The sequence below is a fragment of the Flavobacterium sp. genome (assembly GCF_031381455.1).
In the GTDB taxonomy this organism is placed as follows: Bacteria; Bacteroidota; Bacteroidia; order Flavobacteriales; family Flavobacteriaceae; genus Flavobacterium.
Window position 1 is genome coordinate 1 of the sequence record NZ_JANMXZ010000033.1, and the last position, 25062, is coordinate 25062.

Annotated in this window: 19 protein-coding genes; 4 read left to right on the plus strand and 15 right to left on the minus strand. The window is 34.8% G+C overall.

The annotated features are described in order from the left end of the window. On the plus strand, positions 1-1333 hold a 1333-nt coding region (gene rpsA, locus RMN97_RS08065; RefSeq protein ID WP_309614011.1), incomplete at its 5' end, for a 30S ribosomal protein S1. Between the two features lie 56 nt (positions 1334-1389). Here rpsA and RMN97_RS08070 read toward each other — a convergent pair. After that, a complete protein-coding gene (locus RMN97_RS08070) occupies positions 1390-2106 on the minus strand; it encodes a hypothetical protein (RefSeq protein ID WP_309614012.1) in 717 nt (238 codons plus the stop codon). A gap of 238 nt (positions 2107-2344) precedes the next feature. Between RMN97_RS08070 and RMN97_RS08075 the strand changes: the two genes are divergently transcribed. Next, positions 2345-2914: a fasciclin domain-containing protein gene (locus RMN97_RS08075; RefSeq protein ID WP_409024884.1), complete on the plus strand. Its 570-nt coding sequence runs from the start codon at positions 2345-2347 to the stop codon at positions 2912-2914. A gap of 72 nt (positions 2915-2986) precedes the next feature. Here RMN97_RS08075 and pheT read toward each other — a convergent pair whose 3' ends face one another. The 3 genes from pheT to recG all read right to left on the minus strand — a co-directional run bounded on the left by pheT (position 2987) and on the right by recG (position 8751). Beyond that, a complete protein-coding gene (gene pheT / locus RMN97_RS08080) occupies positions 2987-5410 on the minus strand; it encodes a phenylalanine--tRNA ligase subunit beta (RefSeq protein ID WP_309614014.1) in 2424 nt (807 codons plus the stop codon). A 337-nt stretch (positions 5411-5747) separates the two neighbouring features. Next, complete coding sequence (locus RMN97_RS08085; RefSeq protein WP_309614015.1) at positions 5748-6611, minus strand: bestrophin family ion channel; 864 nt, start codon at positions 6609-6611, stop codon at positions 5748-5750. A 19-nt stretch (positions 6612-6630) separates the two neighbouring features. Further along, positions 6631-8751, minus strand: a complete 2121-nt coding sequence (gene recG / locus RMN97_RS08090; protein WP_309614016.1) for an ATP-dependent DNA helicase RecG — start codon at positions 8749-8751, stop codon at positions 6631-6633. Positions 8752-8918: 167 nt separating this feature from the next. On the opposite strand from recG, the gene RMN97_RS08095 reads away from it, so the two are divergent. Further along, positions 8919-11030 carry a M1 family metallopeptidase gene (locus RMN97_RS08095; RefSeq protein WP_309614017.1) on the plus strand — a complete coding sequence of 704 codons (2112 nt, stop codon included), beginning with the start codon at positions 8919-8921 and terminating at the stop codon, positions 11028-11030. 6 nt (positions 11031-11036) lie between these two features. Here RMN97_RS08095 and RMN97_RS08100 read toward each other — a convergent pair whose 3' ends face one another. Further along, the gene (locus tag RMN97_RS08100) at positions 11037-11237 is read right to left on the minus strand and encodes a helix-turn-helix transcriptional regulator (protein ID WP_309614018.1); all 201 of its coding nucleotides are present in this window, start codon (positions 11235-11237) and stop codon (positions 11037-11039) included. Then, positions 11227-11706 (minus strand): hypothetical protein, encoded by a 480-nt coding sequence (locus RMN97_RS08105; protein WP_309614019.1) that lies wholly within the window; start codon positions 11704-11706, stop codon positions 11227-11229. Before RMN97_RS08105 ends, RMN97_RS08100 begins: the two co-directional genes overlap by 11 nt. Positions 11707-11870: 164 nt before the next feature. Here RMN97_RS08105 and RMN97_RS08110 point away from each other — a divergent pair, with 164 nt between their 5' ends. Further along, positions 11871-13406 (plus strand): YifB family Mg chelatase-like AAA ATPase, encoded by a 1536-nt coding sequence (locus RMN97_RS08110; protein WP_309614020.1) that lies wholly within the window; start codon positions 11871-11873, stop codon positions 13404-13406. A 65-nt stretch (positions 13407-13471) separates the two neighbouring features. Here RMN97_RS08110 and RMN97_RS08115 read toward each other — a convergent pair whose 3' ends face one another. From RMN97_RS08115 to RMN97_RS08155, 9 genes are all read right to left on the minus strand, one after another. Then, the gene (locus RMN97_RS08115) at positions 13472-14824 is read right to left on the minus strand and encodes a hydroxymethylglutaryl-CoA synthase (protein ID WP_309614021.1); all 1353 of its coding nucleotides are present in this window, start codon (positions 14822-14824) and stop codon (positions 13472-13474) included. A 157-nt stretch (positions 14825-14981) separates the two neighbouring features. After that, positions 14982-15833, minus strand: a complete 852-nt coding sequence (locus tag RMN97_RS08120; RefSeq protein WP_309614022.1) for a neutral zinc metallopeptidase — start codon at positions 15831-15833, stop codon at positions 14982-14984. Positions 15834-15843: 10 nt separating this feature from the next. Continuing rightward, positions 15844-19797 carry a PAS domain S-box protein gene (locus RMN97_RS08125; protein WP_309614023.1) on the minus strand — a complete coding sequence of 1318 codons (3954 nt, stop codon included), beginning with the start codon at positions 19795-19797 and terminating at the stop codon, positions 15844-15846. A gap of 53 nt (positions 19798-19850) precedes the next feature. Then, positions 19851-21182 (minus strand): aldehyde dehydrogenase, encoded by a 1332-nt coding sequence (locus RMN97_RS08130; protein ID WP_309614024.1) that lies wholly within the window; start codon positions 21180-21182, stop codon positions 19851-19853. 59 nt (positions 21183-21241) lie between these two features. After that, entirely contained in the window at positions 21242-22573 is a 1332-nt protein-coding gene (locus RMN97_RS08135) for a hypothetical protein (protein WP_309614025.1), read from the minus strand. Positions 22574-22629: 56 nt separating this feature from the next. Continuing rightward, positions 22630-23319 carry an RluA family pseudouridine synthase gene (locus RMN97_RS08140; RefSeq protein ID WP_309614026.1) on the minus strand — a complete coding sequence of 230 codons (690 nt, stop codon included), beginning with the start codon at positions 23317-23319 and terminating at the stop codon, positions 22630-22632. 40 nt (positions 23320-23359) lie between these two features. Further along, a complete protein-coding gene (locus tag RMN97_RS08145) occupies positions 23360-23713 on the minus strand; it encodes a four helix bundle protein (protein WP_309614027.1) in 354 nt (117 codons plus the stop codon). 41 nt (positions 23714-23754) lie between these two features. Next, positions 23755-24570 carry a 3-methyl-2-oxobutanoate hydroxymethyltransferase gene (gene panB, locus RMN97_RS08150; protein WP_309614028.1) on the minus strand — a complete coding sequence of 272 codons (816 nt, stop codon included), beginning with the start codon at positions 24568-24570 and terminating at the stop codon, positions 23755-23757. Positions 24571-24854: 284 nt separating this feature from the next. Further along, on the minus strand, positions 24855-25062 hold a 208-nt coding region (locus RMN97_RS08155; RefSeq protein ID WP_309614029.1), incomplete at its 5' end, for a M23 family metallopeptidase.

The following is a 25062-nucleotide window of genomic DNA, read 5'->3' on the forward strand; positions in this document are numbered from 1 at the left end:
AGATGTTTTCGGAATTGAAGCATTCTTACCAGGTTCACAAATTGATGTGAAACCAATCCGTGATTACGATGTATACGTAAACAAAATGATGGAATTCAAAGTGGTAAAAATTAACCACGAATTCAAAAACGTTGTTGTTTCACACAAAGCGCTTATCGAAGCTGATATCGAAGTTCAGAAAAAAGAAATCATTGGTCAATTAGAAAAAGGACAAGTATTAGAAGGTGTTGTTAAAAACATTACTTCTTATGGTGTGTTTATTGATTTAGGTGGTGTTGATGGATTAATCCACATTACTGACCTTTCTTGGTCAAGAATCAACCACCCAAGTGAAGTTCTTGAATTAGATCAAAAATTAAACGTTGTAATCCTTGATTTTGATGATGAGAAAACAAGAATTCAATTAGGTTTAAAACAATTAAACGCTCATCCTTGGGATGCTCTTGATGCTAAATTAGCTATCGGAGACAAAGTGAAAGGTAAAGTAGTTGTAATCGCTGATTACGGTGCATTTATCGAAGTAGCTGAAGGTGTTGAAGGTTTAATCCACGTTTCTGAAATGTCTTGGTCTACGCACTTGAGAAGTGCACAAGATTTCGTTAAAGTTGGTGATATTGTTGAAGCAGTTATATTAACTCTTGATAGAGATGATAGAAAAATGTCTTTAGGTATCAAACAATTAACGCAAGATCCATGGACAGACATTACCGCTAAATATCCTGTTGGTTCTAAACACACAGGTATCGTTAGAAACTTTACAAACTTTGGTATTTTTGTTGAATTAGAAGAAGGTATTGATGGATTAGTTTACATCTCTGATTTATCTTGGACTAAAAAAATCAAACACCCATCAGAATTTGTTAACGTAGGAGATAAATTAGATGTAGTAGTATTAGAGTTAGATGTTGACGGACGTAAATTATCTTTAGGTCACAAACAAACTACTGCTAATCCTTGGGACAAACATGAAGAAGCTTTCGCTGTTGGAACTATCCACAACGGAACTATCGCTGAGATTGTTGACAAAGGTGCTACTGTAGATTTCGGTGACGATGTAGTTGCGTTTATTCCAACGCGTCATTTAGAAAAAGAAGACGGTAAGAAATTGAAAAAAGGTGAAGTGGCTGACTTTAAAGTTATTGAATTCAATAAAGAGTTCAAAAGAGTTGTAGCTTCTCACACGGCAATCTTTAGAGAAGAAGAAGACAAAAATACAAAAGCTGCTACTGAAGCAGTTGCTGCTAATAACGCTCCTGCTCAAACTCTTGGAGACAACAATGATATCCTTGCCGGATTAAAAGCAAAAATGGAAAAAACAGAGAAAAAGAAATAATTCACTGTTTCTATAAATAGAAAATCCTCTCGTTTTTAATGAGAGGATTTTTTTGTTTAATTATTATAATATTTTCGCTCCCAAATTTCCTCGTTAAAATTTTTGCCCATCATAAAAAAGTAATAACCAAAAACGGCAAAGATAGATTTAAAAGCAAAAAGGAATACAATTACTGATGCTAAAGGAACCGATTTGCTCAAATTGTTCTCAGGAACTAAAAGCGCTACTACAAGACTCAATAAGATACTGGTTACTGTAAAGGTTCCTAAATTTTTGATTGGTAAAACCATTAATTTTCGCAATGGATTCATTTCTGTTCCCCATTTATGAATTAAATAATAGTAATCATTTCCCATTGGTACAAACAGTAACGGATCATCATAATTCAGTAGATGAAAAGCTTTGCTAGGTGCAATGATTTTGAAGCCTTCGAGTGAGGTATTGTGGGCTTTTTCTATCATTCTGATTTTTGAAATGGCTTCTTCCGGAATTTCATTTTTAAAAATATCACTCTCTAAAAACCGTAGTCGGTAATCAATACAAATTTTTTGAATTTGCTCTAAATGAAAAATCTTATCTGTTTCTAACAAGTCAAATTGCAACTGATTCGTTTTTGTTGAACTTTCTTGTTGTAGTTTATCTATGATTAGATTTCTGTCATTATCATTTTGTTCAAAAATCGATTTTACTTCTGCTATAATAACAGCTTCTGATTTAAACTTTTTTCTTTTGGAAAGCAATTCTTTTTCGAGGTTTACACTATTTACTAACATTCTCAATGTTTTTTAAAAGATTGACACAACGTATATTATAAGTTCTAATTTATGAAATAAATTCTAATTGCAACTTTTGTAGCTCAATAAATTTTGTATTTACAGTTGTTAAAGTTTTCAGAAAAAATAATTTTACTAAAACCATGAAAGATGTATTGGCGTAAATGGCTGTATAACTTTTAAAAATATAATTATGAAATCAAAGATTCACGAATACCAAAAAAACAATTTTGCAATTATGAGTAAAACTAAGAATTTAGTATCGATTGCCTTTTTTGCCTTGACAATTTTTGCAACCACAGTTACTTTTGCCCAAAAAGAAAAAACAGTAACCGTTGGTGGATCTCCAATGTATCCATCAAAAAACATTGTTGAAAATGCTGTGAATTCTAAAGACCACACCACTTTAGTAGCAGCTGTAAAAGCGGCAGGATTAGTGGAAACATTGCAATCAAAAGGGCCTTTTACCGTGTTTGCCCCAACAAATGCAGCCTTCGACAAATTGCCAAAAGGAACTGTTGAAACCTTATTAAAACCAGAAAATTTGAAATTGTTGCAAACCATCTTAACGTATCACGTGGTAGCCGGAAAAATGAATTCGTCCGATATTGCTAAAGCGATAAAAGAAGGAAATGGAAAAGCAACTTTAAAAACGGTTAGCGGTGGAGCATTGACCGCTTGGATGAAAGGTTCAAACCTTTATTTGACAGATGAAAATGGTAATAGTGCTAAAGTAAGCATAGCCGATGTCAACCAATCTAATGGAGTAATTCATGTTATTGATGCAGTAGTTACGCCAAAATCATAATTTTATACTTCTACTTCGAAACTATTTAGTGTAAAAAAAGAGAAGTCTCCCTTTTAGGTTAGGGAGACTTTTTTATTTTCTTAAACTAGCACCAACTTCCGTTTCCAGATTCTTTTGCAACTTGTTCATGATTTTGTCAATCTGCTCGTCTGTCAAAGTTTTTGTGATGTCCTGTAAAGTGAAACTCAAAGCATATGACTTCTTGCCTTCGGGCAGATTTTTACCTTCATACACATCAAACAAATTGATGTTTTTTAGCAAGCCTTTTTCTGTTTGACGGGCAATAGAGTATATCGAATCAAAAGCAACTGTATTGTCAACCAAAAGAGCTAAATCTCTGCGTACTTCTGGATATTTTGGAATATCAGTAAACTTGATTTTGTTGTTAATTAGTTTCAAAATCAGATTCCAATTAAAATCGGCAAAAAATACTTCCTGTTTGATGTCGAAATGTTTTAAGATTGATTTTTTTACGGTTCCAAATTCAACCAAAGTGTCGTTACCGTTGGCAATCGCTATTCCATCTGCAAACACATCAGATGCAACAGGTTTGTTTTGAATTTTACAAATCCCTAAACGATTTAAAACGGAATCCACAAAGCCTTTAAACAAAAAGAAATCAGATGGTTTTTCTGAAGTCGTCCAACTTTCAGCAACTCTATTTCCTGACACAAACAGTGTTAAATGCTTTGGTTCATTATAACCCGAAGGTAATTTGTGATAGGTTTTTCCGAATTCGAATAATTTCAGATCAGAATTTTTTCTGTTGATATTATACGACACCGCTTCTAAACCGGAGAACAACAATGATTGGCGCATTGTCGATAAATCATTACTCAACGGGTTTAACATCATCACGTTATATTCTTCTTTCAACATTTCAGATAATTTCACATAATCGGGCGATGTTAAAGAGTTGGCCATCATTTCGTGAAAGCCAAGAGAATTCAATTGTGTAGCGACAATATTTTGTACTTTATAATCTTCTGTTCTTGCCGAATTGGCAACAGTAGCATTTAGTTTTTTGGTAAAATTAATATTGTTGTAGCCATAAACACGAAGGATTTCTTCGATAACATCAACTTCGCGTTGCACATCAACACGATAGGAAGGAATTATTAAACCTAGACCGGCATCTGTAACACTATTTACTTTAATATCTAATGAAGCCAAAATTTTCTTGATGGTTTCTTTTGGTAATTCTTGTCCGATTAATTTGGCGGTTTTATCAAAATTCAAGAAAACAGGAAAGTCTTCAATCTTTTTCGGATAAATATCAACGATATCAGAAGTGATTTCGCCACCAGCAACTTCTTTTATTAAAAGCGCCGCACGTTTTAAGGCAAATTCCGTAATATTAGCATCGATTCCTCTTTCGAAACGGAAAGAAGCATCCGTATTTAAGGCATGTCTTTTTGCCGATTTCCTTATACTCACTGGATTAAAATAAGCACTTTCCAAGAAAATCGTATTCGTAGTTTCGGTAACTCCGGAGCCTTTTCCGCCAAAAACACCAGCGATACAAAGCGGTCCTTTTCCGTCACAAATCATCAAATCTTCTTCGTGCAAAGTTCTTTCTACATCATCTAAAGTGACGAATTTTGTTCCGGTAGCGACTGTTTTTACAATAATTTTTCCACTTATTTTGGAAGCATCAAAAGCATGTAATGGTTGCCCTAAATCGTGAAGAATATAATTAGTAACGTCAACAATATTGTTTTTTGGTGTCAAACCAATAGCTTTTAAACGGTTTTGCAACCAAGCCGGCGATGACTTTACTGTAACTCCCGAAATGGTAACGCCACAATATCTGGGAGCTAATTTACTATCCTTAACATCTACGTCAATCTTGAGTGTTCTTTTGTCGATTCGGAATGTACTCACCGTTGGTGTTATTAATTCGACGCTACTGTTTTTTTGTAATAAACTGGCACGTAAATCTCTTGCTACGCCATAATGTGACATAGCGTCGGCGCGGTTTGGCGTTAATCCAATTTCGAAAACTTCATCGTTTTCAACATTAAAAACTTTAGCTGCTGGAGTTCCTGGTTTTAGAGTAGCATCCAAAATCATAATTCCGTCATGGCTTGTTCCCAGACCTAATTCGTCTTCGGCACATATCATTCCGTGGCTTTCCTGTCCGCGGATTTTTCCTTTTTTAATTTCAAATTCAACACCTGCTGCGTCAAACAATTTGGTTCCGATAGTGGCAACTGGTACTTTTTGTCCTTTGGCAACGTTGCTGGCACCGCAAACAATTTGGACCGGACTTCCATCTCCTAAATCAACAGTCGTAATGCTTAATCTATCGGCATCAGGATGTTTTTCACAAGTCAGAACATGACCTACGATAACGCCTTCCAAACCACCACGAACCGATTGGTATTTTTCCACAACTTCTACTTCCAAACCTAAATCAGTTAGTAAGGTTGCTGTTTCTTCCGATTTTAAATCTATTTTAATGAATTGTTTTAACCAATTGTATGAAATCTTCATCTGTACCTACTATATTTTAAGAGTGCAAATATAATCAATGATGCTCGCAGGAAGAAAGTTTTTCAGGTGTTTTTTGTCAGTATTTTTAATTTAGGAGCACAGCAATAGTTGTCTTCAGGACGAATCGTCCCGCTGTCCGCGCTACACGGTAGCCAGCTCCCATCGGGGCTAGTGAGAACGTTCTCTTTTATAAGGAAGAAGCACTTCGACAAGCTCAGTGTGACATCCTAGTTTTAATTGTGTTTTTCTTTAATCAAATAGATTTCTCAATTTCCAATATGGACTATCCAATACCATGTTGTCACACTGAGCCTGTCGAAGTGCCTCCCCGTCAATCTTAAAGTAATTCCTCCACATGCTTCTTAATGTTTTCTGAGATTTTCTTGGTTGGTAAATCATTCACATCACCACCAAATGGATCTTCGATTTCTTCGGCAATCAATTCCAAACTCGCCAAAACATAAAAGATAAAAACTACTACAGGCCCAACATAATATCCCAAACTAAAAGAATATCCAAAAGGAAGTGTCATCACATAAAAGAAAATAAACTTTTTGATAAACGCACTGTAAGAGTAGGGAATTGGAGTGTTTTTGATTCGCTCGCAGGCACCGCAAACTTCGGTAAACGATTGTATTTCGGCATTTAGAATGATAAGTTGGTCACCGGTTATTTTTTTTGCAACATACAATTCATTAATTTTTTGAAACATCAATTTCGCCACCTGATTTGGTTTGTGTTTGTGGTGGTCGATTTCCAAATCTAAATCGTCAAAAAGCTGTTTGGCAGTATCTTCGTTTTTTAAATGTTTGTGTAAAATACTAGCATAACTTGGAATGGTTTTTCTGAAAAAGAGCTTGTCGTTTTCGTCTTCCAAAATAGCGGATAATTTTATAGCAAAATTGCGACTGTTATTAACCAGACTTCCCCATAATTTTCGTCCTTCCCACCAACGATCATAAGCTGTATTGGTTCTGAAAACTAACAATAACGAAATGACGAAACCTAACATTCCGTGCATAATCGTGATGTTTTTTACATAACTGTTTTCGGCTAATTTCCATATTTCCACTTCAGCGTAACCAATAAGTGCGGCATAAACTCCAATCGCAAACATGATTGGAAGCAATGTTCTAAACGTATCGGCTTTGTGGAAACGGAAGATAAAAGTAAACCAGTCTTTGGTGTTGTAGGATATCATTGTCTTGTCTTTTTTATGTTTAACTGATATAATTCCAAATATTTTTCTTTTTTGAAAGTTCAATAAAAACACTTCTCAACGTCTGATGTTCGGGCAAAGTCATTGATGGATCTTTTTTCAAAAGTTTCAAAGCTTCATTTCGAGCCTCCATCAAAATGTCACTATCTCTTACCAAATCAGCAATTTGAAGTTGCAAAATACCACTTTGTTGTTTTCCCATAATATCGCCCGGACCACGAAGTTTTAAATCGACTTCGGCAATTTCGAAACCGTCATTGGTTTGGCACATCGTTTCCAATCGCACTTTACTATCACTCGATAATTTAAAGGATGTCATCAGTATACAATAACTCTGCTCGGCACCACGACCAACGCGGCCACGCAATTGGTGGAGTTGAGACAAGCCAAAACGTTCGGCGCTTTCAATGATCATGACACTTGCATTCGGAATATTTACGCCAACTTCAATAACGGTTGTCGCTACCATAATGTTGGTTTTTCCTTCAGCAAAGCGCTTCATTTCGGCATCTTTATCTGCCGGTTTCATTTTGCCGTGAACGATGGAAATACTGTATTGAGGCAACGGAAAATCTCTCGAAATGCTTTCGTAACCATCCATCAAATCCTTGTAATCCATAGTTTCACTTTCCTGAATCAGCGGATAAACGATATAGATTTGTCTTCCTTTTGCGATTTCATCTTTTATAAATTTCCAAACTTTCAATCGGTTGCTGTCATAACGATGCACTGTTTGAATTGGTTTTCTTCCCGGTGGCAATTCGTCAATCACAGAAATATCCAAATCGCCATACAAACTCATCGCTAACGTACGCGGAATAGGAGTAGCAGTCATCACCAAAATGTGTGGGGGAATATCATTTTTTTTCCACAATTTTGAACGTTGCTCTACACCAAAACGATGCTGCTCATCAATGATGGCTAGACCTAAATTATGAAACTGCACTTTGTCTTCGAGCAAAGCATGTGTGCCAATAAGAATGTGCAGACTTCCGTTTTCTAACTCTTCATGGATAATTTTTCTATCGGCAGTTTTGGTTGAGCCGGTAAGTATTTTTATGTTGATATTTAGTCCCGAAGCTTCGGGATTAGCCAATTCGGTTAAATCGTTATAATGTTGGTTTGCCAAAATTTCTGTCGGTGCCATCAAACAACTTTGAAAGCCATTGTCTAAAGCGATAAGCATTGCCATCAAAGCCACAATTGTTTTTCCGGAACCAACATCACCTTGCAAAAGTCGGTTCATTTGGGCATTGGTGCCCATATCATTTCTGATTTCTTTGAGTACTTTTTTTTGCGCATTAGTTAGTTCAAACGGTAAATGATTTTGGAAGAAATTATTAAAATTATCGCCCACAACCGTAAACGGATGTCCTTTGATTTTATGTTTACGAACCAGGTTTTTGGTAATCAATTGCAGCTGGATAAAGAACAATTCTTCAAATTTCAATCGGAATTGCGCTTTGGACAACAGTTCCTGACTTTTTGGGAAATGAATATTAAACAAAGCAGCGTTCTTTGGAATCATTTTTAATTCGTCTAAAAGATAAGCTGGCAAAGTTTCTGCAAACTTGGCTTGTGTTTCCAAAAATAATTGCTGCATCATTTTATTGACAACACGATTGGAAATTCCACGATTAGTCAAGGTTTCCGTTGATGGATAAACAGGTTGCATAGCGGAACGCAGGCTTTGTTCGTGTTCGGTGAGCAATTCCATTTCGGGATGTGCCATATTGAAAGTGTTTCCAAAAGACGCTACTTTTCCAAAAATCACATAGGGAACATTGAGTTTCAAGCTGTCGCGAATCCATTTGTGTCCTTGAAACCACGTAAGTTCAATTTGGCCGGTTTCATCCACGAAAGTGGCAACCAATCGCTTTTTGGCTTTGCCAAATTCAACTGTTTTGATGTTGATTATTTTGCCATTGATTTGGACTTCGCTGTCATTCTTTTGCAACTCATTGATTTTGTAATAACGCGTTCTGTCGATGTAGCGGTTCGGAAAAAAATTGACTAAATCTTCATAGCGGTGGATGCCCAATTCCTTACGCAACAACTCACCACGTTGAGGACCAACGCCTTTAAGGTATTCGATAGGAGTTTGAAGAAGTGAGTTTGACATTTTTTATAGAAAATAGAGCATAGAATAAAGAGAATAGATAGGTTTTTGTCTATATTCTTTATTCTATATTCTTTGTTCTTACTAAAGCGAAGATAGTTTTTTAATTTGAAAATTTGAAAAGGAGACAATTCGAAAATGCTTATATTCGTATCAGATATTGTATTTCAATGCGACATTTATTTTTCTTCCTTTTTACCGTTTTCACTTTTGCCCAACAAACCCAAAAAGTAGATTTTAAAACTGCTTATGGAAATATTTCGATTAACCCAATTGAGAAGAAAGTTTCAGGTTCGGTTCGATATGTTTTTGAGGTTAAGCAAGCTATCGATACCATTAAAATTGATGCGCAAAAGATGGTTGTAACCAATGTTAAAATCAATAATAAGACTGTAAAATTCAGCAACACCGGAATAACACTAAATCTTTTTGAAGGCTTTAAAACAGGAAAAAATATAGTTGCTTTTACCTACGAAGCTACCCCAAAACAAACTATGTATTTTAATGGGCACTTCGACTGCGCTCAGTGTGACAACAAAAGTACGGTCATCCCGAGCTATCCCGAACTTTCGGGAGAAGGACAAGTTTGGACACAAGGTCAGGGGAAATATACCAGCCATTGGTTTCCGAGTTTTGATGATGTGAATGAAAAAGTAGTTTTTAATCTGAACATTAGTTTCGATAAAAAATATCAGGTTTTATCCAATGGTGTTTTACTTAATGAGTATCCCAATAAAAACGAAATGATTTGGCAATATGAAATGAAAAGTCCAATGAGTTCCTATTTGTTAGCGGTTGCTATTGGTGATTTCAGGCATCAGGTTGTCGCTTCCAAATCGGGAATTCCGTTACAATTGTTTATTCAGACCAAAGACACAGCCAAATTTGAAGCAACCTATCGCTATTCAAAACAAATCTTTGATTATTTGGAAGCAGAAATAGGAGTGAAGTATCCTTGGAAAATCTACAAGCAAATTCCTATTGAGGATTTTTTGTATGCCGGAATGGAAAATACTTCAGCTACTATTTTCGCGCAAGATTATGTGGTGGACGAAATTGGTTTTAACGATAGAAATTATGTCAATGCTAATGCGCATGAGTTGGGTCACCAATGGTTTGGCGATTTCGTTACCGCAAAATCAGGGAAGCATCATTGGTTACAAGAAGGTTTTGCAACTTATTATGCTTTGTTGGCGGAGCGTCTAATTTTTGGAGATGATTATTTTTACCTTCAATTATACAGAACCTCTTTGCAACTGCGAAATGCTGCAAGAACGGATACGATTCCAGTGATGAACGAAAAAGCGAGTTCCTTTTCATTTTATCAAAAAGGCGCTTGGGCATTGCATTTAATACGAGAAACTATTGGGCCAAAATTGTTTCAGAAAGCTGTTATTAACTATTTGAAAAAGTACCAATATCAAAATGTGGAAACCGATGATTTCCTGGCTGAAGTTAGAAAAGTATCCGATTTTGATACCGAAACATTTAAGAAAGTTTGGTTAGAAGATTATCGTTTCCGAAGTGATGAAGCCAATGTATTGTTGAAGAAAAATGAATTCATTCGGACACTTTTAGAAACCCAAAAAATGCGTTTAAAACCATTTAGAGAGAATAAAGAAAGATTTGCAGCACTGTTGCAATCCAATGTTTTTTATCCTGTAAAAACGGAGATTTTGTATCAGATAAAAGATCTTCCTTTTGAAGATAAAAAAGAATTATTGCTTTTGGCATTACAGACCAATGATGTCAAAGTGCGTCAGTCTGTTGCTGAGTTTACTGATGAAATTCCGTTAGAATTCAAAGCTGATTATGAAACCTTGTTGGATGATGCTTCTTATGATACGAGAGAGATTGCCTTTATGAATTTGTGGAAAAATTTTCCGGAAAGCCGAACTATTTATTTGGTGAAAGCCGAAAACTGGATTGGTGGTAATGATAAAAGTTTGCGTTCCTTATTTTTGACTTTTTCTATTGAAAATCAAAGCACCGGAAAAGAGAAGTATTACAATGAGTTAGTTGATTATACTTCGCCAAAGTATGAAAGTTCTGTGCGACAAAATGCGATTATTAATGTGTTAGCTATAAATGAAAATGATCCGGCAGTATTGAAAAATCTGGTAAACGCTACTACACATTACAAATGGCAGTTTACAAAATTTGCCCGTGATAAAATCAGAGAGTTGCTAGTTGGAGGTGCAAAGCCTCAATTTCAAGCCATTTATCAAACACTTACTGAAAATGAAAAAGCGCAATTAGATAAACTTTTAGGTGAAAAATAGTCTATTCTAATCTGATTCTTCCAGACTGAAAATTTCTTCTACCCGTTTTTCAAAAAATCGTGCCAACTTAAGTGCTAAAACAGTGGAAGGTACATATTTCCCTTTTTCCATGGCGTTTATAGTTTGTCGGCTGACGCTGATTTGTTTAGATAATTCTTCTTGTGAAATATTTTTGATAGCTCTCAAAACTTTTAGATTATTCGTCATCGTTCGAAGTTTTATTGAGTTTATAAATCAAATAATGAAAGCGTATTATGAAAAACAATAACAATGTAAAAGTATTGAAAAACAATACGTTTAGATAAGATAAACCGTAAACGAAAATGGTGAAGAACAAAATTAATCCATAGTTTAAATAGGTTGCCCATACTAAACTTTCGTATCTTATTTTGGAAGTGAATTCATCTTCAATTTTTAATTTGGAAAAACCTATCAATAGGCCACCAATAATTAAATTATATAGTAATACTTCATCAACAATACTATTCTTAATCACAGAAAAATAATTATTAGGACTCATAATGCCAGTTTCTGTAAATGCAAAAACTTTCACAATCCAATAATTGTCAATATTGAGATTTGAAAATGAAATAAAAAGGGAAGCAATAAAGGAAGGAACAAATAATATCCAGCCTAATTTCTTGAATTTGTTCGGAAATAAAAAATGTTTTTTCATGATTGTAGCTTTTAAATTCATTTCAAAAGTAAAAAATACTTTACTAATAGACAAACAAACTTTACAAAAAGTTTATTTTATTTTACATTTAGTTTAAAAATGTACACTTTTTGCCTACTTTTTATTTACAGCTTTACTTTATTTTTAGTTTATAAACAGTAGAAATGTTAGTAAAAGTTTTTGGAAGTGCCGTATTTGGTGTGGAAGCCACCACAATTACCGTAGAAGTAAACATCGATAAAGGAATTGGCTATCATTTGGTTGGTTTACCCGATAATGCTATCAAGGAAAGTAGTTATCGTATTGCGGCTGCATTGAAAAATAATGGTTACTATTTACCAGGAAAGAAAATTACCATAAACATGGCGCCAGCCGATTTGCGTAAAGAAGGTTCTGCCTACGATTTGACTTTGGCAATCGGAATTTTGGCTGCTTCAGGACAAATAAAAGCCAATGAAGTCGACAAGTATTTAATCATGGGTGAATTATCACTCGATGGCAGTTTGCAACCTATAAAAGGCTCGCTTTCTATTGCTATCAAAGCCAAAGCCGAAGGTTTTAAAGGTTTTTTTCTTCCAATTCAAAACGTAAAAGAAGCGGCGATTGTTGCAGGTTTGGATGTTTATGGTGTTGAAAATGTGTTGCAAGTCATTGATTTCTTTGAAGGAAATGGCACTTTAGAACCGACAATTATCGATACCAAAGAAGAGTTTAATAAAACATTAGATTTCCCCGAATTCGATTTTTCGGATGTAAAAGGACAGGAAAGCATCAAACGCTGCATGGAAATAGCAGCAGCTGGTGGACATAATATAATTTTGATTGGTCCGCCAGGTTCAGGAAAAACAATGCTTGCCAAACGATTGCCGAGTATTTTGCCACCAATGACAATGAACGAAGCATTAGAAACTACCAAAATTCATAGCGTTGCCGGAAAAGTAAAAGACACCGGATTAATGAATCAACGACCATTTAGAAGTCCGCATCACACAGCTTCTTCGGTTTCCTTAGTTGGTGGAGGAAGTTATCCACAACCGGGAGAAATTTCATTGGCACATAATGGTGTTTTGTTTTTGGATGAATTGCCCGAGTTTAAACGAGAAGTTTTGGAAGTAATGCGCCAACCGTTGGAAGACAGAGAAGTTACGATTTCGAGAGCCAAATTCACAATTACGTATCCATCCTCTTTTATGTTGGTGGCGAGCATGAATCCGAGTCCGAGTGGTTATTTTAATGATACTGATTCGCCTGTAAGTTCTTCGCCTGCTGAAATGCAACGTTATTTGAGTAAAATTTCCGGACCATTATTAGACCGAATTGACATTCATATCGAAGTTACGCCAGTTCCTTTTGACAAACTTACTGAAACCCGAAAAGGAGAAAGCAGCATTGAGATAAGAAAGCGTGTAACATTTGCCAGAGAAATTCAGTCAAAGCGTTTTGAAGCGTTTGAAAGCATACATTACAATGCGCAAATGAGTACCAAGCAAATTCGTGAGTTTTGTGCTTTGGATGACACTTCATTGCAACTTCTAAAAACCGCAATGGAGCGTTTAAATCTTTCGGCCAGAGCTTTTGACAGAATTTTGAAAGTGTCGAGAACGATTGCCGATTTAGAAGATTCAGAAATTGTAAATTCCAATCATATTGCGGAAGCTATTCAGTATAGAAGTTTGGATAGAGATGGATGGTTGGGGTAAAATAGTGTTCAGTCATCAACCACAGCTGGCAAAACTATTTAGCTGTAAACGAAATACTGCGACTGCTAACTAAATTTATAATACCGCGCACCAACTAATACCGGATTTTCTTTTTCAATGCTATCCAAATAAAACTCGTTTTTAGGAGCAATGACTGATTGCTTTAATTCCTTTTTATGCAATTTTTCATAAGTAGAAAAATCAATTGCGGTGCAGTTATTAAGTGTTTCGAATAGTTTTACTTTTGATATAGCAGTTTCCCAATTTTCTGAAACTTCGGCTTCAAAGACTTTTGATTTTGAACCGCTTCCATAAGCAACGAAACCAAATTTGGTATTGGTAATATCCGATTTTTGTTGGAAATGATAACACAAAGTTGATAACAATCCTAAGAAAATGGAACCTGTATAGATATTCCCAACTTGCCCCGAAGCGATTTCGGAAGGATAGATTTTTTCATTTACAAGTGCTACATATTCAGATTTTTTTGCTAAGGCTTTGATTTTGTCTTTGGTAGTTTCACCTACTTGAGTTTCTAAAAGTTCAGGATTTTCTTTGGCAAAAATCTCTATAAAAGTACGTCGCCCTTGAAAGCAATAGGGAAGATGCATTAGTATGTTTGTCCAGTTTTCATAGAGTTTCCCTGTTTGATTGCTTTCCGATTTATAATGTTCGTAAGCTTCGGTAATTCTATTGATATAACACTGATTGGAATACTGTCCGTCAAATACGGGTTGCTCTTTGTAAATGGCGATTTCATTTTCTAAAATCCCATTCCATTCTGGATTATTTTCGAGTTGTAACGCTTCTTCTTTGGCGAAATATCGTCTTGGTTTAAAGAAGTCAAAAACGCCTTGAGTTGATACGCCAACTTCGTTTGAAAAACTTAGAATTCTTGGATTCGAAGTAATTAACATTGCAATAGAACCTGCACCTTGCGTATATTCACCGGTAGAATTTAAATCATATTTGGCGTTGTCGGAAGCAATTACAATGCCTTTTTTTGTCGGGTTCAACCGAATATAATCCAAACAATTTTGCAAGGCATCAATTGCACCAATGCAGGCAAAAGTCAAATCAACTACATCGCAATTTCTGAAACTTGCTTCACCAAGAATCATTTCTAAATTCGACAATACAAAGGAACCAACTGGCTTTGAACTATCGACGCCGCTTTCTGTTCCCACATATATTCTGTTGATTTCTGATGGATTTAAATTTTCCTGTTGGATAAGTTGAAGTGCTGCATTTGAAGCCATCGTGACCACATCCTGATGTACATCGAGAAAACTCATTTTATGCAACCCCAAACCTTTTATAAGTTTGTCAGCTTCAATGTTACGGTTTTCTGATAAAGTGGTTATGGGTAAATATAATTGTGGAATATCGAATGCGATACTATCAATGCCTACTTTCATTTCTTTAATTTTTTGCGTTACAAAATTAAAAAAGGCAACTCCAATTTGTATTGAAATTGCCTTTAAAATTAGCATGTTAAACACGAATTATGATAAATTCAACAAAGGCGATATAAATTTTATGAATTGTGATTTTTACTAAAAATAACTGCGATTTTTAATCCAACAGTGCCGAAAACGTATCACCTTGTTTAATGTTGCCCGAGTTGTATCCTTTTTTAAACCAATACATACGTTGTTCCGAAGTTCCGTGTGTGAACGTATCAGGTTGTACTTGTCCGCTCGTTTTGCTTTGAATAGCATCATCACCAACAGCATTAGCTGCACTTAACGCTTCTTCAATATCACCGGCTTCAAGATATTTTTGATTGTAATGCGCCCAAACTCCCGCATAAAAATCAGCTTGGAGTTCTAGACAAACTGAAAGTTTATTGGCTTCAGCTTCACTTTTTCCGGATTGCAATTGACTCACTTTATCAGAAGTTCCCAAAATCGTTTGAATATGATGACCCACTTCGTGAGCAATTACATAAGCTGTAGCAAAATCGCCACCTTCGGCACCAAATCGGGTTTTTAATTCTTTCATAAATTCTAAATCTATGTATACTTTTTTATCACCAGGGCAATAAAACGGCCCTGAAGCAGAAGTTGCGCCACCACAAGCAGTTTCTACAGCATCAGAAAACAAAACCATTTTAGGCTGTTCATAATCCATATTATTTTCCTGAAATATTTGTCCCCAAGTATCTTCTGTATAAGCAAAAATTGTCTTAGAAAATTTACCAGCTTCAATTTCTTCAGGAGTTAAAGCTCTTTGTTCTGTTGGTTCAGATTGTTGCCCTTGCTGATTTTGTTGTATTGTGTCTACAAAGGGAGCAGCTTCGGGGAAAAATGCTTTTATTAAAAAGAATACGATTGCAATGACACCTCCGCCCGCTGCTAATTTTCCACCGGACATTCCTCTTCTGTCTTCTACGTTGTCACTCTGACGATTACCTATCCATTTCATAATTGTAAAGTTAGTTAATAGTTATCCATTGACTTATGATTTTAATTAAAAAATCTTTATCAATTGGTTTTGGAATGTAGTCGTTCATTCCAAATTGTATGCATTTTTCTTTTTCTCCAACAATGGTTCCTGCTGTTAGGGCAATTATAGGAATATTTTTGTTTTTTGGAATTTTTCTGATTTCTACCGTTGCATCATAGCCGTTCATAATGGGCATTTGAATATCCATTAAAATTAAATCCGGAATCACTGTTTGTAACTTTTCCAGTGCTTCTTTTCCGTTTTCTAATTCAAAAATTTGTGCATTAGGCACGATTTGTTTCATTAACGTTTTTGCCAAAAGCATGTTTATTTTATTGTCTTCAACTATAAAAATTAGTTTTTCATCGTTAGTGACTATTGGGTTTGATAAAGGCGTTTTAGAAATGTTATTTACATTTTTATCCGTCACTTTTTGGTTAGAATAGTCAATTTCAATTATAAAACTAAATTCACTTCCTTCTCCAAATTCACTTCCAAGTTCTAATTTGCTATCCATTAAATTTAAAAGCTGGTTTGAAATAGAAAGTCCTAAACCTGTTCCTCCAAATCGTTTGGTTGTTGAAGTGTCTTCTTGAGAGAACGCTTCAAAAATTCGTAATTGATTTTTCTTTTTGATACCAATTCCAGTGTCTTTTACCGAGAATTTTAATTTGATTTTACGATCGTTTATATATTCAAAAACAGAAACTGATAAATCAATTGCTCCTTTTTCTGTGAATTTTACAGCATTACTCAACAGATTTATTAAAACTTGCTTCAATCGAATGTAATCAACGAATATGTATATTGGTACATTTTGGTCAATGGCTAAATTGATTTTGAGCTTTTTTAGATTAGCTTCATATTTTACTAAATCAACTACCTGATTTGTAATTTCTGACAGCTCGATTTTTTCGATATTCAGTTCTAATTTACCCGATTCTATTTTGGAGAAATCCAGAATATTATTGATAACTTCCATTAATGAATTGGCCGATTGATTAATCGTATCCATGTATTTCTTTTGGATTTCTTCTAGATTTGAATTCATTAAAAGCTCCGTAAACCCAATGATACCATTTAAAGGTGTTCTAATTTCGTGACTCATATTCGCCAAAAATTCCGATTTTGCTTTGTTAGCAGCTTGCGCATAATTTTTTTCTTTGATGGCTTCTTCGGCTTCCATTCGTTGGGTAATATCGATGAAAATACCAACGATAAATTCTATTTTTCCATCTTTAAAAATGGGTTCGCCAAATTCTTCAACCCATATAAAATGCCCATCCTTATGAATTATTCTATAGATTAAATGAATTTTCTGCTTTTCTTTAAATAGTTCTTCGGCTTTGCTTCTTATGATTTTCAAATCATCAGGATGAACCAAATTGATGTAATACATTTTATTTTGTAGAAAATTTTCTTTTGGATAACCCGTTAGTTTTTCAATTTCGTCATTCAAATATATTTTTGACCACTTCTCATCATATTTCGAAAGGTGAACAGAGCCTGGAATATTATTTGCCAAAAGCTGAAATTTTTCTTCACTTTCTTTAATCATCGCTTCATTCAGATTACGTTCTATAGCATAGGATATATTATTGGCTAAGGTTTGAAGTGTTGATATTTCATCATTTGTCCATTCTCTTTCATTTTGAGTCACTATAAATACAATGAAACCATATAGATTTTCCTTAACAAAAATCGGCAGAAATAATATTGACTTGGTATTTAATGAAGTAAAAAATTCTCTCGTTTCCTCATTTTTTATCTTTTTGATTACGGAATAATAAGGCTTGTTTTGCAGCATATTTTCCATTACATCTGAGATTTTAGTGTAAGGAACATTTAAAATCAAAGGATTCAGCTCGGTCAATGATTTTGTTTCGCCTGACCATCTGTATTTTTGAATTACCGATTTAGTTTCGGGACTATTTTCAAAAAAAGATAATAGATCAACGTGCGTAACATCACCAATATTTTCTAAAATACCATTAAAGATTTCGTCATTGTTTTTAGACATTAGAAACCGTTTTGTATTTTTACTAATAACAGTCAAAATATCACTTTTATAAGATAGCTTTTTATCAGATTCTAAAAGCAACTGAGATTCTATGGCAATAGCAATCAAATCGGCAACAGAACGTGAAAAGTTTATATCTTCACTATCCCAATCGACAGGTTTTTCTATTTTTTCAAAGCATAAGATTCCAATGATTTTGCCGTTAATTACAATTGGAGTATCTAATAACGATTTGATATCATATTTCGGAAAATAATCATAACAAAGTTCCTGTGTAATATTATTGTCATAGACATTTGAAGCCACAATCTGCATTCCGGTTTCTATATTCGCAAAGTAATTAGGATGTGATGCTTTATCGATCAAGAAGTTTTTTTCATAGCGATCGCTTTCTAAATAGTACATACTTTCACAACGAATGCCATCGGGAATAGAAACCCAATAACTAACCCTGTCGATGCTGCAGTTTGTGCTGGCTACTTTGAGAATGTTTTTGAGAATTCCGTTGAAAGTATCTTTGTTAGAATAACTTTGAGAAGTTAACTTTTTTAATGTTTCGTTGTGGACTCTAACTTTTTTACTTCTATTGTAATGTTCAATTTCAAGATTTTTCACCAGTGTAACATCTCTGGCAATAGCTGAAAAACCTACAATCTCATCATTTTGGTTTTTCTTCATTGTTACTTTTTGAGAAACCCAGATAGTGTCTCCATCTTTTTTAACCAACGGAAAAACTAGGTCAACATATTGATTGCTTTCTTTTGGAATATCTTTATAGAAATCGACAACAAAGTCTATATAATCGTTTCTGATAAAATTAGAAAATGGCTTATCTAGAATTTCATCTTTTGAATAACCTGTCGTCTTTTCAGTAAACTGATTGATATAAGTAACTGTTGAATTTAAATTAATTTCATAAATCAAATCAGCTGCCGATTCAATTAGACTTCTATATTGGTTCTCAATATTAATTTGCTCTGTCACATCTTGACCAATACCAATAACGATATTATCGGAGTATTTTTTGTCTTTCCACTGTATGTATTTGTAGTCGCCATTTTTGCATTTTAGTTTTCGGATATACAAACGGTCATCTATATAATTTTCATGATAGCCTTCGCCAACAAATTCTTGGTCTTCCGTCAAATTCCAAAATCCCATGCCCATTACTTCATCGACACTATATCCTAAAATATCTTTAATTGATTCACTGCAAAATGACACTTCTCCTTTTTTGTTGGTAGTCATAATCAATGAATTTCCTTTGTGTACAATCAGGTTAGTAAAAAGAAATTTATTTTTTGTTTCTATCAATGCCAAATGCCTAGCAGTATGAATTGTAGTGGTTAGAATGAAAGAACAAATAAGAATGATAGTGTGATTGTGTGGAATTAATTCAAAACCATAAGAACTTATCAAAAGCAGTAAAACGGTAATTACAAATAGGGAATACTGTAGAATGTTTTTTAAAACAAAATAGGAAAGGAAGAAAACAATTATCAGGCTAACATACGATATCAGTTCAAAATTTCTAAAGAAAACATTATTGATTACAAACCCAAAATACCCAAAATAGCAAAGCATAAAAACGTAATTGATATGTTTGGCAAAAAATCGGGTTTTGGTGCAAAGAAGATAAAACGTGATAAGACCAATACCAACTAAAACATTAATAAATAAAAAGCTTTTGGAACGCACCTGAAAAACCTCTAATATGCATTCAATCAATGGAATTGAAATCCCAAAAAAGAGTAAGTACAGCGAGTATTGTTGCTCTTTTGGCTCAAATTCCGAATGATTTCGAAGATTTAATTTCTGTTTCAAAGAATTGCTTGTCGCAAAATAAGCACCATAAAGAAGCAATAGCAGAACGGCTATAATTATTAAATTATTGGTGTTTGAAAAAGTAAAAAATCCGGTCAATGTTATTCAGATTTATGAGGTTTTTGGTATGGCTTTATCAAAAATAAATAAATTTAAGTCAGCCATTTTAGTATTTTCTTTAAAATATTTATTTTTCTGTTATATGGCGCATACCGAATCGGAATATCGAGCCAATTTGCTTTTTTGACAACGGCTTTGCGATGCGTAAAAGTATCAAAACTTAATTTGCCGTGATAGGCACCAATGCCACTATGACCAACTCCTCCAAAAGGTAATCTTTTGTTAGAAAAATAAACAACAGTATCATTAATACAGCCACCACCAAAAGAATAATTTTGGATTATTTTTTTTGCGAAAGCCTTGTTATTGCTAAAGACATAAAGCGACAAAGGTTTTTCGTATCTTGAAATAATAGAAGCCAAATCCCCTTCGTTTTCAAAAGTTAAAACAGGAAGAATTGGTCCAAAAATTTCATCTGCCATTACCAAACTATCCAAACTAGGTTCATCTACTAAAGTAGGAGCAAGGTAAAAATCCTGACTATTTGTTTTTCCACCGGTTAATAGGGTTTCGTTTGTCAACATTGCCGTTAACCGGCTCCAGTTTTTTTGATTTATAATTCGAGGAAAATCAGGAGATGTTTCCGGATTTTCTCCATAAGCAGCAGTGATTTCTTTTTTTAATGATTCGATAAAAGTTGCTTTTATTTTATTCGAAACCAACAAATAATCAGGTGCAATGCAGGTTTGACCCGCATTGAGAAATTTGCCCCAAACTATTCTTTTGGCAGCTAATTTTAAATTGGCAGTTGCATCAACAATACACGGATTTTTTCCTCCAAGTTCTAATGTTAACGGCGTTAAGTTTTCGGCTGCAGCTTTTGCTACTATTTTTCCAACGGCAACGCTGCCGGTAAAGAAAATATAATCCCAGCGTTGTGCTAATAATTGTTGTGCAATTTCAACACCGCCTTCAACACATTTTACATGATTTTCATCAAATGTTTCACTTATTATTTTGGCAACAATCTTTGAAGTATTTGGCGTCAGTTCCGAAGGTTTTACCACCACTTGATTTCCTGCTGCAACGGCAGCGATTAATGGGCATAATGCCAATTGGTATGGATAATTCCAAGGAGCAATAAGTAATACTTTACCGTAAGGTTCTTTGTAGATATAATCCGTTGAAGGAAAATTTAAAAGAGAAGGCAAAACCAGTTGTGGTTTTGCCCAATTATTTATGTTTTTAATGGTGTGATTAAGTTCAGCTAGAATGTAAGCTGTTTCACTTATAACCGCTTCAAAAGCCGGCTTTTTGAAATCATCATATAAAGCTTGAATGATTTCCTGTTCATGTAACTGAACACAATTCAACAACTTTATCAGTGATTGTTTTCGGTAAACTATATCCGTATTAAAATTCATAACTTGTAGAAATGGTTCAGCAAGTTACATTTTTAACAAATACAATTCAATTTTATTATTTATAAAAATGCATAGCGATATCCGGTGTAAATATCAGCCTGTTTACCATCTGCTAAAGAAGTAAAGATAGAACTTGAACCAAGATAGAAACCAGCCAATCTAAAACCCACACCAACATTTGCTCCTGAAATTTCGTTATGGGAAACCGGAAGATAGGCCTCAAAAAAACCAATATTAAATCTTGGTGTAATACTGATTATATTAGGAACTGTAACCTGCATGTTTCCATCATCTTTGTTAAGTTTTTGTTGCAAATATGCTGTAACATACACTTTTGGAACTATTTTAAAATCGGCATAGGTACAAAGCGATGTTGGTAGTTTTACTTTAAATTTTCTTTCAGAAGGCGATGAGATATTTAAATATCCTCTATCACTTAAAATTTGCTCGACTTCGCTTAAATTGTTTACATTTTGCAATTCACTTAAATTTAAAGGATCGGCTTGGGGTATATTCAACGAATACGTTGTCGATGCATTATTGTCGTCCTTGTAGGTCATGGTTCCCATATTTCTAATGGATAAACCAAAATTTAACTTATAACCGCTGGCATTTTTTAAACGATAATTAACACCAATATCTCCGGCAAAGCCATTCAATCCGCCAAAAATGGACTTGCTGTAATCATTAAAATTGGTAAAGCTCTCTGCCAGATTCCCGGAATAAGCAACGTTCAATGTTGCGGGCGAATTTGTATAAAGATAAGCTCCTGTTGCATTTTGGTTAATGGTTCCATCAAGCTGACTAAGTCCAAAATTGGAATAGGAACCCGGAAACAAAATTTTTAAAGTGACACCAGCACTAAGTTGATGTTTTTCGGTTTCATAGACAATTCTGGAAGCCGATAATCCAACTTCTCCATAGGAAGTTCCACTCAACCGCTGATTATTTGGATTGTTAAGGATTGTGGTGTTTAAAATTAAATTATTATTTGTAATTGCGTTACCAATGTTGGGATCAACATCAACCATGTCAAATTTAGCGTGAGCTGCTGTCGTTACGGCAAAACCCCATTTGAACCATTTGGTAGCAAAACTTGGCCCCAGAATAGTTCCGTCAAAACGGGCATTTACGGGTTCGGTTCCTGTGAAGATTAATTCTTCAAGGTTATCAGAAGTCAAGTCACTGAAACCAATTTTATTATTAGCAACATTGAAACTAAGACCTAGCACATTGACTTCAAATTTTTTGGAAAGATTGGAAAATTCCGCAGGATTTATTACTCCGTTTAAAATTCCAACGCGATTGGAAGTGCTAATTCCCGAGAAATGGTCTTGCGCAAATACAACAAAACCAAAGAGCAAACAGAAGGGCAAAATTATTTTTTTCATAGCAGATATTTTTATTTAGGGTTGTATACAATGACGTAAAAATACACTTTTTAGTATTAAATCGAGTTCCAAATGGCATCTTTTGGAGTTGGTGCAATAATTTCCAGAGTCTCTTTTGAAACCGGATGTATAAAAACAAGCTTGCGGGCATGAAGATGAATTCCGCCATCAGGATTGCTGCGGTCAAAGCCGTATTTTAAATCACCTTTTATTAGGCAACCAATAGCAGCGAGTTGTGCTCTAATTTGATGATGTCTTCCCGTATGCAGATTGATTTCAAGGGCAAAATAATTGTCTAAGGTTTTGATGATTTTATAATCAAGGTTGGCTTTCTTGCTTTCGGGAACTTCTTTTAAATGTGCTTTGGAAGTATTGTTTTTTTCATTTCTTTTCAGATAATGAATTAAAGTATCGTGATCTTTTTCCGGTTTGTTTTTGACAACAGCCCAATACGTTTTTTGTGTTTCCCGATTGGCAAATAATTCATTCAATCGTGTCAATGCTTTTGATGTTCGGGCAAAAACTACAATTCCGGTTGTTGGTCGGTCTAATCTGTGAACCACACCAAGAAAGACTTCTCCGGGTTTTTGGTATTTTTCTTTAATATATTCTTTAACCACGTCCGACAGAGGTTTGTCCCCGGTTTTATCGCCTTGTACAATATCGCCAACGCGTTTGTTGACCACAATAATGTGATTGTCTTCGTGAAGAATTTGGAGATTATCTTTGGTGGAAACTGTTTTCAAAGTAGATTGTTGGAATGTTAGATTATTGGATTTTTAGATTTTAGACTTGCAGTGTAGAGCGAAATTTAGATATCATTTTTACGATTGTTTCTAAATCATGAATTAATTCGTCCAACTTTAGTTGATCAATAAATCCTAAATCAAAAGCTATTAATAGTTGTGTTTCAATTTCATATATGGAACCAATAGCAATTTCTAAAAATCTTGAAAAGTCTTTATTACTGCTTCTTGAACAACCTTCTGCAATATTTGAAGGGACAGAAACAGAAGCTCTTCTTAATTGATTTGTTAATCCAAACTTTTCGTTATCAGGAAAATTTGCTGTTGTAACATAAATCTGAGAACAAAATTGTCGGCTTAATTTCCAAATCCCTAAATCTTTAAATCTGTGCATATTTCTAATAATCTAAATATCTAACAATCTAAAAATCTGAATTAATATTGCTCGTTTTTATTCGGAAAATCTTTCGATTTCACATCAGCAACATAATTTCCGATAGCTTTTGTCATTTGTCCGTATAAATCTAAATAGCGTCTCAAAAACCGTGGACTGAATTCATTGTTCATTCCCAACATATCGTGAATAACCAACACCTGTCCGTCAACGCCACCACCAGCACCAATTCCGATTACAGGAATAGAAATTGTTTTGGCCACTTTTTCGGCTAAACTGGCCGGAATTTTTTCTAACACCAACGCAAAACAGCCTAATTTTTCTAACAATTTTGCATCTTCAAGCAATTGTTCCGCTTCGGCTTCTTCTTTTGCACGAACAGTATACGTTCCAAATTTGTATATAGATTGTGGTGTCAAACCCAAATGTCCCATAACCGGAATTCCGGCGTTCAAAATGCGTTTGATACTTTCTTTGATTTCACTTCCGCCTTCCATTTTTACGGCATGACCGCCGCTTTCTTTCATAATTCGGATAGCTGAACGCAAGGCTTCCTTTGGATCTGATTGGTAACTTCCAAACGGTAAATCAACCACAACTAATGCACGTTCAATAGCGCGAACAACACCCGAAGCATGATAGATCATCTGGTCTAACGTTATCGGCAAAGTCGTTTCGTGACCCGCCATAACATTACTGGCAGAATCGCCTACCAAAATCACATCAACACCAGCAGAATCAACAATTTTTGCCATCGAATAATCGTAGGAAGTCAAACAGGCAATTTTTTCACCTTTACGCTTCATTTCTTGAAGTGTGTGCGTGGTGATTCGCTTTATTTCGCTGTGAATAGACATGAGAGGAATTCTGAGTTATGAGTTTTTGTCGTTGAGTTAAGGAAATTAGCGATTGATGATTAAGGATTGTTGATTGAAGACGTGCATTTTTGCATCAAAATTAGTATTTTTTTACATCGCTGCGGCGAACCGTCAAAAATCAACAATTATCAATCAATAATCTTCAATCAAACTCTTGATTAATCGACATTGCCTAACCCCTACTTCGGAATTAGCCAACCTTCGGGGTTTAGGTGTTCGCTATTGAGCCAAATCTGAAAATTTATTTCGGTTGCACAGCCCGATTATGATGCGGTGCCGATGGTTACATTTGCTGAGATTTTTTGTCCAAATGTAGGAAAAATTTGTTGCAGATTGGCATAAACAGTGTAGTATTCACCATGTTGAATCAAAACTACATTGCCAAGTCCTGGAATTTCGGTAACGTCTTTTACCACACCTTCATAAACTGACCGAACAGTGGCATTTGCGGAGGTTTGAATATCAATTCCA